We start from the raw sequence: 15,553 nt of genomic DNA, 5'->3' as shown, positions 1-15,553 counted from the left end.
AATAATATTCAGAGGATGCGCAATGGCAAAGATTGCACCGGTTTTATTGCTGATCCTGATGGGATTGCATTTGCTGAAGCCATTGGGACTGCCGGGACTGAAGCGGCGCAGTGATTTTTGGAAAATCGCCGTTGCGGCCATTGCCGTGATGATGATTACAGTCCTGCTGCAGGCTCATACCGGTTATTAAAGGTCAGATATAAAAAAGCCCGCGTTTAACGCGGGCTTTTTCAATGCATCAGAATTGCTGATTAAGCATTCTTTTCCTGTGCTTCAGTCCATGCACCGGTTGCGGCAAGGCCGTTCATGCGGGCGCGGTGGGTGAAGGCAGCCTGTGCTGCAGGAACGTTTTCGTCTTTACCGCCCCATGCCTTGATGGCAGCAGCCTGCAGAGCGCGGCCATAGGAGAAGGTCAGGTTCCAAGGCATATCATAACCGGCATTCATTGCGGAGAGATGTGCAGTTGCTTCAACATCCGACTGACCGCCGGAGAGGAATGCAATACCAGGAACGGCGGAAGGAACATTGGCTTTCAGTACGCGAACGGTGAGTTCCGCAACCTGTTCAACAGAAGCCTTACGGGCGTTCTTACCGTCGATAACCATGTTTGGCTTGAGGATCATACCTTCGAGCTTAACGCGGGCATCATAGAGTTCGTTGAAAACGGTTTTCAGAACCAGATCGGTCACTTCGTAGCAACGCTCAATCGAATGGTCGCCCGGTACGCCGTCCATCAGAATTTCCGGCTCAACGATCGGCACGATACCGGCTTCCTGACACAGAGCTGCATAGCGAGCCAGTGCCTGTGCATTCTGACGAACTGCGCCCCATGTTGGCAGAGTATCGGAGATTGCAATAACGCCGCGCCATTTGGCAAAACGTGCGCCGAGTTCGTAATATTCGTTCAGGCGTTCACGCAGGCCATCAAGACCTTCGGTGATGGTTTCGTCAGCAAAACCGGCCAGAGACTTGGCACCGGCATCAACCTTGATACCTGGGATAGAGCCGGCTGCTTTGATGAGGTCTGCAAGACGAGTGCCGTCACGGGCGCTCTGACGCAGGGTTTCATCATAAAGAATAACGCCGGAGATGTAGTTCTTCATCGCATCATCTGCGCGGAACAGCATTTCGCGGTAATCGCGGCGCGCATCTTCTGTCGAAGTCAGATTGATGCTGTCAAAGCGCTTCTTAATTGTACCGGAGCTTTCATCGGCGGCAAGAATGCCTTTGCCTTTTGCTACCATGGCAACTGCAATATCTTCGAGACGTTCGCTCATAAAAAACTCCGTGTTAAGAAGGGCGTTGGAAATTGGTACCCAGCCGATAGCAGATGTGCCGGATAAAACAAATACTGTGCCAAGCACTTGAACCGATTGAATTAATTTTAACCGATTAAGTTCGGACAAGTTTTCTTAAAACTGGTTAAAATTACCGGATAAGTTTATCTGCACAACAGACTTGTCAACAGCCGCCGGATTGCGTTTGATACAGCCAGTCATAATCAACCGGTCAAGGGGGAGAGCGTGCTGAACGGACGCGTCAAGATTACAGGTCTGAAACATGCAGGCATTCGTTATTTTCTGGCCTCTGCAATAGCTGCCAGCCTGTTCAGTCCGCCGGTTTTTGCATCCCAATCTGTTAATGCCGGTGGCCGCGCAGCGGTTGCTGAAAATCCGTTTAAAGTGCAGGAAATTGCCGAATTTAATACGCCTTGGGCGATTGCTTTTTTACCGGATCAGCGTCTGCTGGTAACGGAAAAAGCCGGACATATTTTTCTGACGGATCGGGCCGGTAAAAAGACCGAAGTCAGCAATGTGCCTGCCGTGTCTTTTGAAGGGCAGAACGGCCTGCTGGATATTGCTGTTTCACCGGATTTTGACTCTGATCGGCTGGTCTATTTCACCTATGCCGAACCGGAACGCAGCGGGAAAGATATTGTCAGTTCGCTGGTGCTGGCACGGGCAAAATTGAACGAAAAGGATGGCAAAGCTTCGCTCGATGACCTGACTGTGATGTGGCGGCAGTTGCCGAAAAGCAAATGGGGGCAACCGGGCGGCATTATCGCTTTCTCACCGGACGGAAAATATCTGTATTTAAGCTCCGGTGACCGGATGAATCCGAAAACCGCGCAAGATCCGAAACTGGCTCTGGGTAAAGTGCTGCGTTTTAACCGCGACGGTTCTGTGCCGCAGGATAATCCGCGTGCCGATCTGGCAGGGCAGGATGAGGATAATGCACGGGCGCTGACATGGACAACCGGCCATCGCAATCCTTACGGACTGGCTTTTGCGCCTGATGGCAAATTATGGCTGCATGAAATGGGCCCCAAAGGCGGGGATGAGCTGAACCTGATTAAACAGGGCTTGAATTACGGCTGGCCGGTGGTGTCGAATGGCACGCAATATAGCGGTGAGCCGATCCCACATCATGAGACAAGACCGGAATTTGAACCGCCGGTTGTCTATTGGACACCGGTGATAGCACCTGCCGGACTGGCTTTTTATGAAGGCGCATTGTTCAAAAACTGGAAAGGCTCGGCGTTGATCGGCGGCCTTGCTTCCATGGCTTTGATACGGGTTGAGTTCAAAGAGGATGGCAGTGCTGATGAAGCGGAGCGCTATGATATGGAAAACCGTATCCGCGATGTGGCGATTGCCAAAGACGGTTCCGTCTATGTGATCGAAGATGATATTCCGGGGCGGTTACTACGCCTCACACCGAAATGAGTGAACATTAAAAAAAGCCCGCTGAAATCAGCGGGCTTTTTTGATTTTCGGATATGTCTTATTTGGCTTTCAGCACGTCTACGCCCGGAAGCGGTTTGCCTTCCATCCATTCAAGGAAAGCACCGCCTGCGGTAGAGACATAGGAGAAGTCATCGCTGACTTTGGCGTGGTTCAGCGCTGCAACAGTATCACCGCCGCCGGCAACAGAAACCAGCTTGCCCTGTTTGGTGCGTTCTGCTGCATGTTTGGCTGCGGATACGGTTGCCGCATCAAAAGGATGCAGTTCAAAAGCACCGAGCGGGCCGTTCCAGACCAGAGTGGAGGCATCGCTGATTGCCGCATTGATGCGGTCAACCGAGAGCGGGCCCACATCCAGCATCATGCCGTCATGCGGGATTGCATCCACACCATAATTCTGGTGCGGGGCATCCGCTGCAAAGTGCCATGCAACCACAGCATCAACCGGCAAAATAATCGCGCAATTGGCGCTATCCGCTTTTGCCATGATCGCACGGGCTGTATCGGCCAGATCATGTTCACAGAGCGATTTACCGACATTGTGGCCTTGTGCTGCAAGGAAAGTATTGGCCATACCGCCGCCGATCACCAGAGCATCAACCTTTTCAACAAGGTTGGAAAGCAGGTCGATCTTGGTGGAGACTTTGGCGCCGCCGACAATCGCGATCACCGGACGGGCTGGCTGGCCGAGACCTTTTTCCAGTGCTGTCAGTTCGGCTTCCATGGTCAGACCGGCAAAAGCAGGCAGAACATGCGCCAGACCTTCTGTCGAGGCATGGGCGCGGTGCGCAGCCGAGAAAGCATCATTGACATAGATATCGCCATTGGCAGCGAGTGCCTTGACGAAATCGGCATCGTTCTTTTCTTCGCCTTTGTGAAAACGGGTGTTTTCAAGGAGCAGAACATCGCCGTCCTTCATGGCGTTAACGGCTGCAGCAGCTGCATCGCCGATACAGTCTTTGGCGAAAGCAACATGATGCTTAACGGCATGTGCCAAAGCAGGCACGATCTGTTCCAGCGAGAATTCAGCCTTCACTTCGCCTTTCGGGCGACCGAAATGCGCAAGCAGAATGACTTTGGCGCCACGTTCACGCAAAGCATTGATGGTCGGAATAATGCGGTCGATACGGGTGGTATCTGAGACTTTGCCGTCCTGCATCGGTACGTTCAGGTCAACGCGGACAAGCACGCGTTTTGAAGCAACATCTGCGTCTTTAAGAGTGCGGAAATTCATAAGAGGTCTCCGGTTTTTGCGGAATAAAAAAGCCGCGCGTCCAGTGAGGTCACGCGGCTTCGGCATATTTGGTCCGAGCAGATGCTTAGATCAGCTTGCCAAGCGCAACCGCAGTATCGCTCATGCGGTTTGAGAAGCCCCATTCATTGTCGTACCAGGTCAGGATGCGCACCATGGTGCCGTCCATAACTTTGGTCTGATCCATATGGAATACGGATGAATGCGGGTTGTGGTTGAAGTCGATGGAAACCAGCGGCTCATCAGTAAAGCCGAGAATGCCTTTGAGGCGGCCATTGGCAGCTTCGCGGATTGCATTGTTGATTTCTTCAACAGTTGTGGAGCGCTTTGCTTCAAATGTCAGGTCAACAACGGAAACATTCGGGGTTGGTACGCGGATTGCAACGCCGTCGAGCTTGCCTTTGAGTTCCGGCAGAACCAGACCAACAGCTTTAGCCGCACCGGTTGAGGTCGGGATCATCGACAGGGCAGCGGCGCGGGCACGATACAGATCCTTATGCATGGTATCCAGCGTTGGCTGGTCACCGGTATAGGAGTGGATCGTGGTCATGAAGCCTTTTTCAATGCCGATTGCGTCATTGAGAACCTGAGCCACCGGTGCAAGGCAGTTGGTGGTGCAGGAAGCGTTGGAAATGACCAGATGATCTTTGCTCAGCTTGTCATGGTTGACGCCGTAAACAACAGTCAGGTCAGCATTGTCTGCAGGCGCGGAAACGATAACGCGCTTGGCACCGGCTTCCAGATGGGCAGCAGCTTTATCGCGGGTAGCAAAAATACCGGTGCATTCCAGAGCAATGTCCACGCCTTCAGCTGCCCATGGCAGTTCGGCAGGATTGCGCACAGCGTGAACTTTCATCGCGCCGCGGCCAACATTGATGGTGTCGCCTTTGACAGTCACTTCTGCCGGAAAACGGCCGTGAACGCTGTCATAGCGCAGAAGATGCGCATTGGTTTCAACCGGACCCAGATCGTTGATTGCTACAACTTCGATATCGGTACGACCCGATTCGATGATGGCGCGCAGGACGTTACGGCCGATACGACCAAAACCGTTAATAGCGACGCGAACTGCCATATTATGACTCCCGAAACTGTTCGATGTTTTTCAGTCTGCTTTTGCAGGCTGAGAGAGAAAAAGGAGTAATCAGGTGACCTGATTACTCCTGATAAATTAGCCCAGCTTGGCTTCTGCTGCGGCAACCACAGCTTCCGCAGTGATGCCGAAATGCTTGTAGAGATCATTGATCGGGCCGGAAGCGCCGAAGCCCTTCATGCCGATGAATGTGCCGTTTTCGCCGATGAAGCGTTCCCAGCCCATGGAAATTGCAGCTTCAACCGCAATACGTACCGGTGCAGTACCGATCAGTGCTTTCTGATAGGCTGCTGTCTGGTTTTCAAACAGCTCAAAGCAAGGAACGGAAACTACGCGGGTCGGAATGCCTTTGGCTTCCAGCTGTGTGCGGGCATTGAGCGCGATTTCAACTTCGGAACCGGTGGCGAAAATGGTGACTTTTGCATCATCCGAAGCGGTTGCCAGTTCATAGGCACCATAGGCACAGAGATTGTCATCATCGTGCTGGGTGCGCACGGTCGGCAGGTTCTGACGGGTCAGAGCCAGTGTCGACGGTGTTTTGGTTGAGTTCAGCGCAATCTGCCAGCATTCTGCAGTTTCAACCGCATCAGCCGGACGGAATACGAAATGGTTCGGAATAGCGCGCAATGCAGCCAGATGTTCAACCGGCTGGTGTGTCGGGCCGTCTTCACCAAGACCGATGGAGTCATGGGTCATGACATAAGCAACACGGATGCCCATCAGTGAGGACAGGCGCATGGCCGGACGTGCATAGTCGGAGAAGCAGAGGAAGGTGCCGGAATAAGGGATAACACCGCCATGCAGCGCCATACCGTTCATTGCAGCGGACATGCCGAGCTCACGGATACCGTAATGGACGAAACGGCCATGGTAATTATCCGGTGTAATCGGCTTGGTCTGCGAGGTCAGCGTGTTGTTGGAGCCGGTAAGGTCAGCGGAGCCGCCGATGGTTTCCGGTACAACGCCGTTGATAACTTCGAGAGCCATTTCCGAAGATTTACGGGTGGCAACCTTCGGCTTATCTTCCGAGAGCTTTTTCTTATAGTCGATGATCGCCTGATCGAAGGCGCTTGGCAGATCGCCGCGCATACGGCGTTCAAATTCTGCACGAACCGATGCGTCAGCGGCAGCAAAGCGCTTTTCCCATTCGATACGCTTCTTCGCGGAGTTCAGGCCGGCCAGACGCCATGCATCAAGCACATCCTGCGGGACAACAAATGGCTCATATTCCCAGCCGAGTGCCTTGCGGGTGGCTGCAATTTCTTCTGCGCCGAGCGGCGAACCGTGAACCTTGCTGGTACCTGCTTTGTGCGGCGAACCAAAACCGATGGTGGTTTTGCAGGCGATCATGGTTGGCTTGTCAGATGCTTTGGCGAATTCAATAGCCTTGGCAATTGCATCCTGATCGTGACCGTCAACTTTCAGCGTGTTCCAGCCGGAAGCTTCAAAGCGGGCGCACTGATTGGTGGAGTCGGACAGGGAGATCGGACCGTCGATGGAGATATTGTTGTCATCCCAAAGAACGATCAGACGGTTGAGCTTGAGGTGACCGGCCAGCGAAATCGCTTCCTGGCTGATACCTTCCATCAGACAGCCGTCGCCAACCAGAACATATGTGTGGTGGTTGACAAGTGCATCACCGAATTCTGCGTTCAGAATACGTTCTGCCAGTGCCATACCAACGCCGTTGGCAATACCCTGACCGAGCGGGCCGGTTGTGGTTTCAATACCGGCAGCATGGCCGAATTCCGGATGACCTGCGGTGCGGTGACCGAGCTGACGGAAATTTTTGATTTCGTCGAGCGTGATGTCTTCATAGCCGGTCAGATACATCAGGGAGTATAGCAGCATCGAACCGTGACCTGCGGACAGGACAAAACGGTCACGGTCAGGCCATGTGGTGTTCTGCGGATCATGGGACATGAAACGGGTGTAAAGCGTGGTCGCAATATCAGCTGCGCCCATCGGCAGGCCCGGATGGCCCGAATTGGCTTTTTCTACTGCGTCCACAGACAGGAAGCGGATTGCGTTGGCCATCTGGTTCTGTTTATCGGAATTACTCATGGTTTCGGCTGTCTTTCCTGTGGTGCCTGCAGAATGTGTAAAGAGCTGTTAGCCTCAGACATCGGCAGATTTGTGAGCATTAGGACATAACTTGCAGTAAAAAGATAAAAAGAGCTCTGCTGCAAGGGTTGGCGACACATAACATTTGCATGAAGAGAGTCAACAAAGCGCTGGCATTCTGCACGTATAACAGGGGATTTCAGGCCTGCATGCGACACAGTGTGCGCGCTTAAAACGGTTGAAGTTACAACAGCGCTTGTCAAACCCCGTTGTAAATATGGTGTATGAGTTAACGCCTTTGTGTGACATTTGTTGCTTCACAGCATTGTGCTTATTAAAGTGATGGAAAATCTGCCGCTTCCGGCATGACGATTCGGCCTTATTTTGAAAAGCCGTTATCGGCAAAGGGAAAGAATATGGCTTCAGAAATTACGCTCAGACAGGCGATTGAACAACTGGAAAAAGCAATGACAACTCTTGAGCAGGCTGTTGAATTACGGCTTGAAAAAGAGGGGGACTTTGTGGAAGCGGAAGAAGAAGTACAGCGCATGAATGCTGACCGCTCCAAACTGGCACAGGAACTTGATTTGTCTGAGGCTCGTGCCGAGCGGCTGGAGACAGCCAATCGTGAAGTCTCGCGGCGGCTGGTAACGGCTATGGAAACAATCCGCACGGTTCTCGATCGTTGAGGCTCTTGCCGGACAAAATTTAGCAGCTATTTATGTTCTATAGCTTGCACGGAAAAATAATAAAAAACGGCAGAACGGAGGTCCCATGGCTACAGTAACAGTGACAATCGATGGCAAAGCCTATCGTATGGCCTGTGACGAGGGTCAGGAAGAGCATCTCTCCGGTCTGGCTGACCGTTTTGACCAATATGTCATGCATCTCAAAGGCTCTTTCGGTGAAATCGGCGATCTGCGCCTGACCGTTATGGCCGGTATTATGGTGATGGACGAGCTGGCCGAATTGCAAAAACGCTTGCAGGGGCTGGAAAATGAAGCGGAAACGTTGCGCCGCTCCCGTGATGATGCCTTGTCCCGTGCCGATAAAAGCGACAGCGCTTTGACACAGGCAGTGGCACGTGCTGCCCATCAGATTGAAGGTCTGGCTAAAAAAATTGCACCACGCGGCAATTGATCGGGCAGTTCTGATTTATTGTGATGAGTTGAATAAAAAAATCTGTATCCGCGAGAATGCCCTCTGGTACAGGGGCATCAGAATCCCTATAATAAATACAGGCGTACTGCTCTTCACGACAGAAGGTTTAACATCCCCGGGGCCTTATTGATCTCTAAGGGAACTGTCCCTGAGGAGGCTCGAGGGCTTCTTCATATGGTGCCCACCTACGTTGTAGGTTCCCGGGATCAATCGCTTCATCGGTCGCTGTGGTTCGCCGCTCTTTCCTTTTTCATATTTGCCTTTTTTCGCGTCTTTCTGTTTTAATCGGGAAGAGGCGTTTAGGTGAGTGAAGTAAAGGAAAAAGAGCATGGCGGATGGTGATCTGAAAATGCAGAAGGCCGATTTGCGAAAATCCGTTCTGCAGGCGCGCAATGCTCTCCCTGAAATTTTCCGTAACACTGCTTCTGAGACCATTGTTCAGAATTTTCTGAATGGCATAACGCTGCCTGAGAAGGCCTGTGTCTCCGGCTTCTGGCCGATCCGCTCGGAAATTGATCCGCGACCATTAATGCGGGTGCTTGAAGCGCGCGGTATGACACTTTGTGTGCCGGCGATTTTGGATAAGCAGACTATTGAATTCCGCACCTTGTCTTTTGGCGATGCACTGGTTGAGACGGGCTTTGGTACAATGGGGCCACCGGCCGATGCGCCGGTTGTTGATCCCGATATTATGCTGATTCCGCTGGCGGCATTTGACCGTGCAGGCAACCGGATCGGCTATGGTGCGGGCTATTATGACCGTGCAATTGCAGCTTTACACCATAAAAATAAGCATCCGCTGCTGATAGGTGTTGCGTTTGATGCCCAACGGGTAGATCACATAGCCCATGAGCCGCATGATGTGGCATTGAATTATATTCTGACTGAAACCGGACTTATTGCGGCATCGCCAGTGTGATATTTGCGTGATATTTGCGGAAAATCCAAAAGCAGGTTTGAAGGATCTATGCGTTTTCTTTTCTTGGGTGATATGGTTGGCCGCTCCGGTCGCACAGCAGTTTTTGAAAAATTACCGGGTCTGATTTCTGATCTGAAACTGGATTTTGTCGTTGTAAACGGTGAAAATGCTGCCGGTGGTTTCGGAGTGACGGAAGAAATCTTCCATGAGACCATCCGTGCCGGTGCCGATGTCATGACTACCGGCAACCATGTCTGGGATCAGCGCGAGGCTCTGGATTTCTCCCGCCGCGAAGATCGCTTTTTGCGCCCTGCGAATTTTCCGAAAGGCACTGCCGGTAAAGGTTCCGGTCTCTATATTGCTAAGAACGGTGCGCGCGTGCTGGTCGCCAATATTATGGGGCGCGTTTTCATGCATCCTGATCTGGATGATCCGTTTAAGGCGGGTGAGGAAATTCTCGGAGCCTGCCCGCTTGGTGAACAGGCAGATGCGGTAATCTTTGATTTCCACGCGGAAGCGACCAGTGAAAAGCAGTGTTTCGGTCATTTTGTTGATGGCCGCGCCAGTCTGGTTGTGGGAACACATACCCATGTCCCGACTGCTGACTGCCAGATTCTGACCAATGGTACGGCCTATATGTCTGATGCCGGTATGTGCGGTGATTATGATTCATCGTTGGGTATGGACAAAGAAGAGCCGCTCAACCGTTTTCTCTCCAAAGTGCCGAAGGGGCGCTTTGAGGCTGCCAGCGGCCCTGCAACTATCAGCGGTATCGGGGTTGAAATCTCAGATCGTACAGGTCTGGCAGAAAAGGCGGCGCCATTGCGCATCGGACCGCGGCTTGAAGAAACCATTCCGTCTTTCTGGCGCTAAAGTATCGTTTTGCTGAATAAAATTATAAAACCCGCATATTTTACGGATATGCGGGTTTTTTGTTTGGCTGAACATGCGAAATATTTCAGACAGAAATAAAATGTTGGGCTTCTGTTTTATTGAAAAACAGGCATTCTTTTCCCATGTGCCTGTCTCGTGATTTCATGAGATTGTAAAATATCTGTGCGTGTTCAAGTCTTTATTGCCTGTATAGGCGGTTTATAACCGGAACATGGACTGAGTTTTGAACTGTTTTGTCATAAGTAAAATGACGCAGCTCACCTGTCTCTTTGGCTTTGCGCACTATCTGATGCAAGGCCGCATGGTATTTGCCGGATATGCTTACATTACAGATCTATCAATAATTCTTCGACGCAAAGGGCGCCTGAATGGAATTTTTCGCTGAGTATTTTGGTTTTTTGAACAGCCCTGCGGGATGGGCTGCCTTGGTCACATTGCTGGTCATGGAAATTGTTCTCGGCATTGATAATCTGATCTTTATCTCGATCCTCACCAATAAGCTGCCGCTGCATCAGCAGGCAAAAGCCCGAAAAATCGGTATTGGTGCTGCGTTGATCCTGCGTCTCGGACTGTTGTTCACAATTTCTATCATCGTACAGATGAAGGATCCGGTGATTGAGCTGTTCGGTAATCAGTTCTCATGGCGCGATATTATTCTGATTGCCGGTGGTCTGTTCCTTGTCTGGAAAGCGACCAAGGAAATTCATCACACGGTTGATCCTCATGACGGTGCCAAAGCCGGTGCAGGTAAAGTTGTGACATTGAGCATGGGTGCTGCAATTACACAGATCCTGTTGCTTGATCTGGTCTTCTCTGTCGACAGTATCATCACAGCGGTTGGTATGACCGATGAGATCGTGATCATGGTGATTGCTGTTGTCGGTGCTGTAACAGTGATGCTGCTTGCTGCTGACCCGCTGTCGCACTTTATCGGTAAGAACCCGACAATCGTTATGCTGGCGCTGGGCTTCCTGCTGATGATCGGTATGACCCTGATTGCCGATGGCTTCGGTTATCATGTGCCGAAAGGCTATATCTATGCTGCGATGGGCTTCTCGGCGCTGGTCGAAATCCTCAATATGCTGGCACGTCGCCGTAATAAGCCTGCTGAGTAAATCAGTATAAAATCCGCATATGAAAAAGCCCCGTTGCAATGATCTGCAACGGGGCTTTTATTTTTGCCGAAGCTCAAAAGCGATTAAGCGTCTTTACGGAAAGAAGCTTTCAGGATCGAAGCGCCGAGAGCGGATTTGATCAGTGCGCCGATCAGGAATGGTGTAACACCAACCAGTACAGCTTTTTCAACACCGACTGACAGGCTCAGCCATGCTGCGCCGAGAACCAGAGCCAGAATATTGGCGGTCAGGAAAGCGGCGAAAGCTTTTGGCAGGCTGCTGCCGTTCCAGCCGCGTTCAGCCAGATAGCCGGTGAGGGCTGCGATAACAGGGAATGCAAACAGGTAACCGGCTGTCGGGCCTGCAAAAGCGGCCAGAGTGCCGTTGCCACCGGCAAGAACAGGCATGCCCATTGCTGCTTCACCGAGCCATGCAAGCACGGTCAGTGCGCCAAGACGCCAGCCATAAAGTGCGCCGATCAGCGGAACAACCAGTGTCTGCAGGGTGATTGGAACCGGCAGCATAGGCACTGTGATCTGGGAGGTCAGTGCGAGAATCATGGTGCCGGAAATGACGGCAAATAATTTCATGGCCGCGCTGCGATTGTCGAGATTGAGCGGGCTGAAAGCCGGTTTGCGAACTGCATGTGCAAGAGACATGAAAAGCTCCTTATAGCATGATGTGTATTCAAATGATCTTATTTGACGGGCACGATCATGCAATAAACAAAAACTGAGAGCGGGTGCAGCGGGTAAAATGATATGCGACACACTCTGGTGAAATTATAGATAGTTTGCAATATGCATCTATCGTAAAAATCATTAGGTCAATTTGTGCGACTTGGCCAGACAGAATTGTCGTAAAATTGTTTATAGACGGGTCGTAAACAGAGCGGATTGCAGCAAGCCGGGCAAGGGCAGGTTTTAAAACTGCCCGCATCTGCTCTGAGACTTATGAATTGATATATTTTATAGATAATTTATGCGGAATTGGTTTTATTTTATCCGACAATCGCAAAGGCATCGCGCACTTTGCCTGACGGGCTGGTTACCGGCTTGCGGCCAATCCACTGCACATGGCGGGTGAGAATATTGGCAGCCTGCTCCACATCGCCGTCCCGCAGGGCTGCAAGAATAGCCAGATGGTCGTGATCGGTGCGGGCTTCCCATTCCGCGCGCCATGAGACAAACAGAAAGCGTGCGCTGGCATCATGCAGATCATCAATCGTCGCCAGCAGACGCGGCATGGCGCAAGGTGTAATCAGCAGACGGTGAAACTTGCGGTTGGCCGCTTCCCATGAACGCACATCACTGGAATTATCACCGGCATGGGTGGCTTCTTCCGCCTCATCCAGAATGGCACGGGTCAGATGCGGCGCAGCATGGCGCAGTGCCAGCACTTCCAGTGCGGCGCGCATTTCCGCAACTTCGCGGATTTCTGCAAGCGAGAAAGAGGCAACACGCACACCACGGCGCGGCTCGGACACGGCCAGTCCCTGCGCTTCAAGACGACGAAAAGCTTCGCGTACAGGCACATGGCTGGTGCCGAATTCATCGGCAATATGATCCTGACGCAGTTTTGCCCCCGGTTCCAGTTCACCGGCGATGATACGCTGCGACAGAATCTTGCTGATCTGTGCGGCTATCGTGTCGTTTTTCTGTCGCGGTGCGGCTGGCTGTTCGGTCACGTCAATCTATATCCGGTTTAACGGGCAGTTTCAGAGCTTGCCCGTGGATAGAGCATTCTGGGATTCAAATAAAGGTACGGGCAAATAAAGGTTTGAGAATGAGTATAATGCCAGAGATGCGGCATAATATATTCACATTATTGATAAGGTGCATATCAGACCGTGTCCAGTTGCAGCGCCCGGAACCGGCGTAAAAAACTATCATCAGCAATAAAAAGACGATATTATAGCTGCCTGCAAAGAAGTGCGGTGTGGTGTGGCTGGACGTGGCGCACCATTTTCCTTATAAAGCGCACATTCCGCAGGGATGAATGCGGATGCCTCGCTCTTGCTGCGCCGCATATTCAATCCCGTGCCCAAATTTTAGAACCTGAACAGGGGTGCTATGGCCGGCCATTCACAGTTTAAAAATATTATGCACCGCAAAGGCAGACAGGATGCCATGCGGTCGAAAATGTTCTCCAAGCTTGCACGCGAAATTACCGTTGCAGCCAAGCAGGGGCTGCCTGATCCGTCGATGAATGCGCGTCTGCGTCTGGCAATTCAGAACGCTAAAGCGCAGTCCATGCCAAAGGACAATATCGAACGCGCGATCAAAAAAGCTGCCGGTGCCGATTCCGAGAACTATGATGAAGTACGCTACGAAGGCTACGGCCCGGGCGGTGTGGCTGTTATCGTTGAGGCGCTGACAGACAACCGCAATCGTACCGCATCCAATGTGCGTGCTGCTTTCACCAAATCCGGCGGTGCGCTGGGTGAAACCGGATCCGTGGGCTTCATGTTCTCCCGCGTTGGCGAGATCGTCTATAAGCCTACTGCCGGTGACGCTGACACCGTTATGGAAGCAGGGATTGAAGCCGGTGCTGAAGACGTGCAGTCTGATGAAGAAGGCCACGTCATTATCTGTGCTTTTGAAGATCTCGGCGAGGTTTCCAAAGCGCTTGAAGCGGCACTTGGCGAAGCTGAATCCATCAAGGCAGTCTGGAAGCCGCAGACTTCGGCTCCGGTTGATGAAGAAAAGGCACAGTCCGTTCTGCGTCTGATTTCGACACTGGAAGATGATGATGATGTGCAGAACGTTTACGCCAATTTTGAAGTCAGCGAAGAAGTGCTGGCCAAGCTGAGCGTATAATTTAGTCTCCTTGCTCAATATTAAAACCTCCGGCAGCTGATGTTGCCGGAGGTTTTGCTTTTTGTGCCATATAATCGTCCTGTTGACCTTGGCAGGTAAAATCGGGACACTAAATTGATAGAGCATATCTGAGACGGACCGGAGCATTTCAGCGTCAGGTTGAATAGTTTGATGGCAATGAAATGCGACGACTCTAAGAATCGAGAGCGATTGCTGTGATTCAATCCGGGCGTAAATCGCTCTCGAGGCGGACACCGTTCCGCAATACGGAAACGGGAGAATGATCTATGCACAGACCGATTGCTGTTTTTGATGCAGGTATCGGCAGCTATGCTGTTGTTGCGGAAATCCGCAACCGCTTGCCGCATCAGGATATTATATATTTTGCTGACCGTGCCAGTTTTCCCTATGGCGGCAAAAACCGCGCGGAACTGATTCAGGTGATGCGCCGCACGATTGATTATCTCTCAAGCTTCAATCCTTGTGCAATTGTGATCGCTTCCAATGCGCCGTCGATCATGGTGCTGGAGGAGCTCAGTCAGGATATTCATCTGCCGCTTTTCGGCGTCTATCCGCCTTTGCGGGAGGCATGGGGCTTATCCCATAGCGGACAAATCGGGATCATGGGTGTTCAGTCGCTGGTGGAAAGTCCGATGATCGGCGAGTTCGTGGCTGAACACAGTGCTTATAGTGATCGTGTGGCGCTGATTAATGCCTCTCCGATGGTAGAGCTGGTAGAATCAGGTGCGTTTCTGTTTGCACCGGAGAAAACACAGGCAGCGGTTGATGCATTTCTGGCGCAGGTTTTTGCCAAATATCCGGAGATTGATGTGCTGACCCTTTCCAGTACACATCTGCCATGGTTGCGCCGGTTTTTCGAAAATGCCCGCCCGCAATGCCATTTTCTCGACCCCGCCAAAGATATGGTTTCAAGAATCGGGCAGGGCACTAAGGGGCAGGGGAAAATCCGTGCATTGGTGACGGAAGATGAGCGCTATGATCTGGCGACATTCCGGAAGATGCTCAGCGCAATTGGCGTGGATATTCCGCTGGAGCCGGTGCGGCCCTATTAAAACCTGCTGCATTTCCAGCAAAAGTGGGAACCGGTTTTGCGTGAGGCAAATGCACAAAACAAAGAGACAGGTCATAAAAAAAGCTCCGCATTGCGGAGCTTTTTTATTCTCATCAAGAAGCTGGGAATTAGATACCCAGATTGCCGAAGCGGTTCTTGAACTTGGTAACGCGGCCACCGCGATCCATCAGCTGCTGGTTGCCGCCGGTCCATGCCGGATGGCTCAAAGGATCGATATCGAGGTTCATCGTATCGCCTTCTTTACCCCAGGTGGAGCGTGTTGAATATTCGGTACCATCAGTCATAACAACTTTGATGGTGTGGTAATCCGGATGAATGTCTGCTTTCATAGTCAGCTTCCTGAAAGGTTTATGGCATTTAGCCACGCCCCGGCCATCACCGGAACTGCGGCAGATACGC

General features: G+C 51.7%; 16 protein-coding genes and 1 other RNA gene. 10 read left to right on the top strand and 7 right to left on the bottom strand.

The annotated features are described in order from the left end of the window. Positions 1-22 precede the first annotated feature (22 nt). Positions 23-190 carry a hypothetical protein gene (locus LDL70_RS13325; protein WP_022711757.1) on the top strand — a complete coding sequence of 56 codons (168 nt, stop codon included), beginning with the start codon at positions 23-25 and terminating at the stop codon, positions 188-190. A 61-nt stretch (positions 191-251) separates the two neighbouring features. Here the strand turns inward: LDL70_RS13325 and LDL70_RS13320 are convergent, their stop codons facing one another. Then, positions 252-1,277, bottom strand: a complete 1,026-nt coding sequence (locus tag LDL70_RS13320) for a class I fructose-bisphosphate aldolase (protein ID WP_225685272.1) — start codon at positions 1,275-1,277, stop codon at positions 252-254. A gap of 246 nt (positions 1,278-1,523) precedes the next feature. Between LDL70_RS13320 and LDL70_RS13315 the strand changes: the two genes are divergently transcribed. Next, positions 1,524-2,726 carry a PQQ-dependent sugar dehydrogenase gene (locus LDL70_RS13315; protein WP_370637689.1) on the top strand — a complete coding sequence of 401 codons (1,203 nt, stop codon included), beginning with the start codon at positions 1,524-1,526 and terminating at the stop codon, positions 2,724-2,726. Positions 2,727-2,784: 58 nt separating this feature from the next. Here the strand turns inward: LDL70_RS13315 and pgk are convergent, their stop codons facing one another. From pgk to tkt, 3 genes are all read right to left on the bottom strand, one after another. Beyond that, positions 2,785-3,978, bottom strand: a complete 1,194-nt coding sequence (gene pgk, locus LDL70_RS13310; RefSeq protein ID WP_075657292.1) for a phosphoglycerate kinase — start codon at positions 3,976-3,978, stop codon at positions 2,785-2,787. Between the two features lie 85 nt (positions 3,979-4,063). Beyond that, a complete protein-coding gene (gene gap / locus LDL70_RS13305; RefSeq protein ID WP_075657293.1) occupies positions 4,064-5,071 on the bottom strand; it encodes a type I glyceraldehyde-3-phosphate dehydrogenase in 1,008 nt (335 codons plus the stop codon). Between the two features lie 96 nt (positions 5,072-5,167). Further along, a complete protein-coding gene (gene tkt / locus LDL70_RS13300) occupies positions 5,168-7,153 on the bottom strand; it encodes a transketolase (RefSeq protein ID WP_225685271.1) in 1,986 nt (661 codons plus the stop codon). 416 nt (positions 7,154-7,569) lie between these two features. Between tkt and LDL70_RS13295 the strand changes: the two genes are divergently transcribed. The 6 genes from LDL70_RS13295 to LDL70_RS13270 all read left to right on the top strand — a co-directional run bounded on the left by LDL70_RS13295 (position 7,570) and on the right by LDL70_RS13270 (position 11,242). Next, complete coding sequence (locus tag LDL70_RS13295; RefSeq protein WP_028233611.1) at positions 7,570-7,842, top strand: DUF4164 domain-containing protein; 273 nt, start codon at positions 7,570-7,572, stop codon at positions 7,840-7,842. Positions 7,843-7,927: 85 nt separating this feature from the next. After that, positions 7,928-8,293, top strand: a complete 366-nt coding sequence (locus LDL70_RS13290) for a cell division protein ZapA (RefSeq protein ID WP_116089052.1) — start codon at positions 7,928-7,930, stop codon at positions 8,291-8,293. A 100-nt stretch (positions 8,294-8,393) separates the two neighbouring features. Next, a non-coding RNA gene (ssrS, locus tag LDL70_RS13285) (6S RNA) lies at positions 8,394-8,552 on the top strand. Positions 8,553-8,642: 90 nt separating this feature from the next. Beyond that, positions 8,643-9,233, top strand: a complete 591-nt coding sequence (locus LDL70_RS13280; RefSeq protein WP_225685270.1) for a 5-formyltetrahydrofolate cyclo-ligase — start codon at positions 8,643-8,645, stop codon at positions 9,231-9,233. A 48-nt stretch (positions 9,234-9,281) separates the two neighbouring features. Further along, positions 9,282-10,106, top strand: a complete 825-nt coding sequence (locus tag LDL70_RS13275; protein ID WP_075657296.1) for a TIGR00282 family metallophosphoesterase — start codon at positions 9,282-9,284, stop codon at positions 10,104-10,106. 389 nt (positions 10,107-10,495) lie between these two features. Further along, entirely contained in the window at positions 10,496-11,242 is a 747-nt protein-coding gene (locus LDL70_RS13270; RefSeq protein ID WP_075657297.1) for a TerC family protein, read from the top strand. An 83-nt stretch (positions 11,243-11,325) separates the two neighbouring features. Here LDL70_RS13270 and LDL70_RS13265 read toward each other — a convergent pair whose 3' ends face one another. Further along, complete coding sequence (locus tag LDL70_RS13265) at positions 11,326-11,901, bottom strand: biotin transporter BioY (RefSeq protein ID WP_225685269.1); 576 nt, start codon at positions 11,899-11,901, stop codon at positions 11,326-11,328. A gap of 341 nt (positions 11,902-12,242) precedes the next feature. After that, entirely contained in the window at positions 12,243-12,929 is a 687-nt protein-coding gene (locus LDL70_RS13260; RefSeq protein WP_075657299.1) for a GntR family transcriptional regulator, read from the bottom strand. Between the two features lie 385 nt (positions 12,930-13,314). Here LDL70_RS13260 and LDL70_RS13255 point away from each other — a divergent pair, with 385 nt between their 5' ends. Together LDL70_RS13255 and LDL70_RS13250 are read left to right on the top strand one after the other, a co-directional pair. Further along, a complete protein-coding gene (locus LDL70_RS13255) occupies positions 13,315-14,061 on the top strand; it encodes a YebC/PmpR family DNA-binding transcriptional regulator (RefSeq protein WP_022710828.1) in 747 nt (248 codons plus the stop codon). Between the two features lie 287 nt (positions 14,062-14,348). Further along, entirely contained in the window at positions 14,349-15,134 is a 786-nt protein-coding gene (locus tag LDL70_RS13250) for a glutamate racemase (protein ID WP_225685268.1), read from the top strand. A gap of 127 nt (positions 15,135-15,261) precedes the next feature. On the opposite strand, the gene rpmE is transcribed toward LDL70_RS13250, so the two are convergent. Further along, positions 15,262-15,483, bottom strand: a complete 222-nt coding sequence (rpmE, locus tag LDL70_RS13245) for a 50S ribosomal protein L31 (protein WP_075657301.1) — start codon at positions 15,481-15,483, stop codon at positions 15,262-15,264. Between the last annotated feature and the right edge of the window lie 70 nt (positions 15,484-15,553).

Source organism: Pseudochrobactrum sp. XF203, assembly GCF_020341615.1.
Classification (GTDB): Bacteria; Pseudomonadota; Alphaproteobacteria; order Rhizobiales; family Rhizobiaceae; genus Pseudochrobactrum; species Pseudochrobactrum saccharolyticum.
The sequence above is the reverse complement of the archived record's forward strand: the minus strand, read 5'-3'. Positions and strand labels throughout refer to the sequence as shown.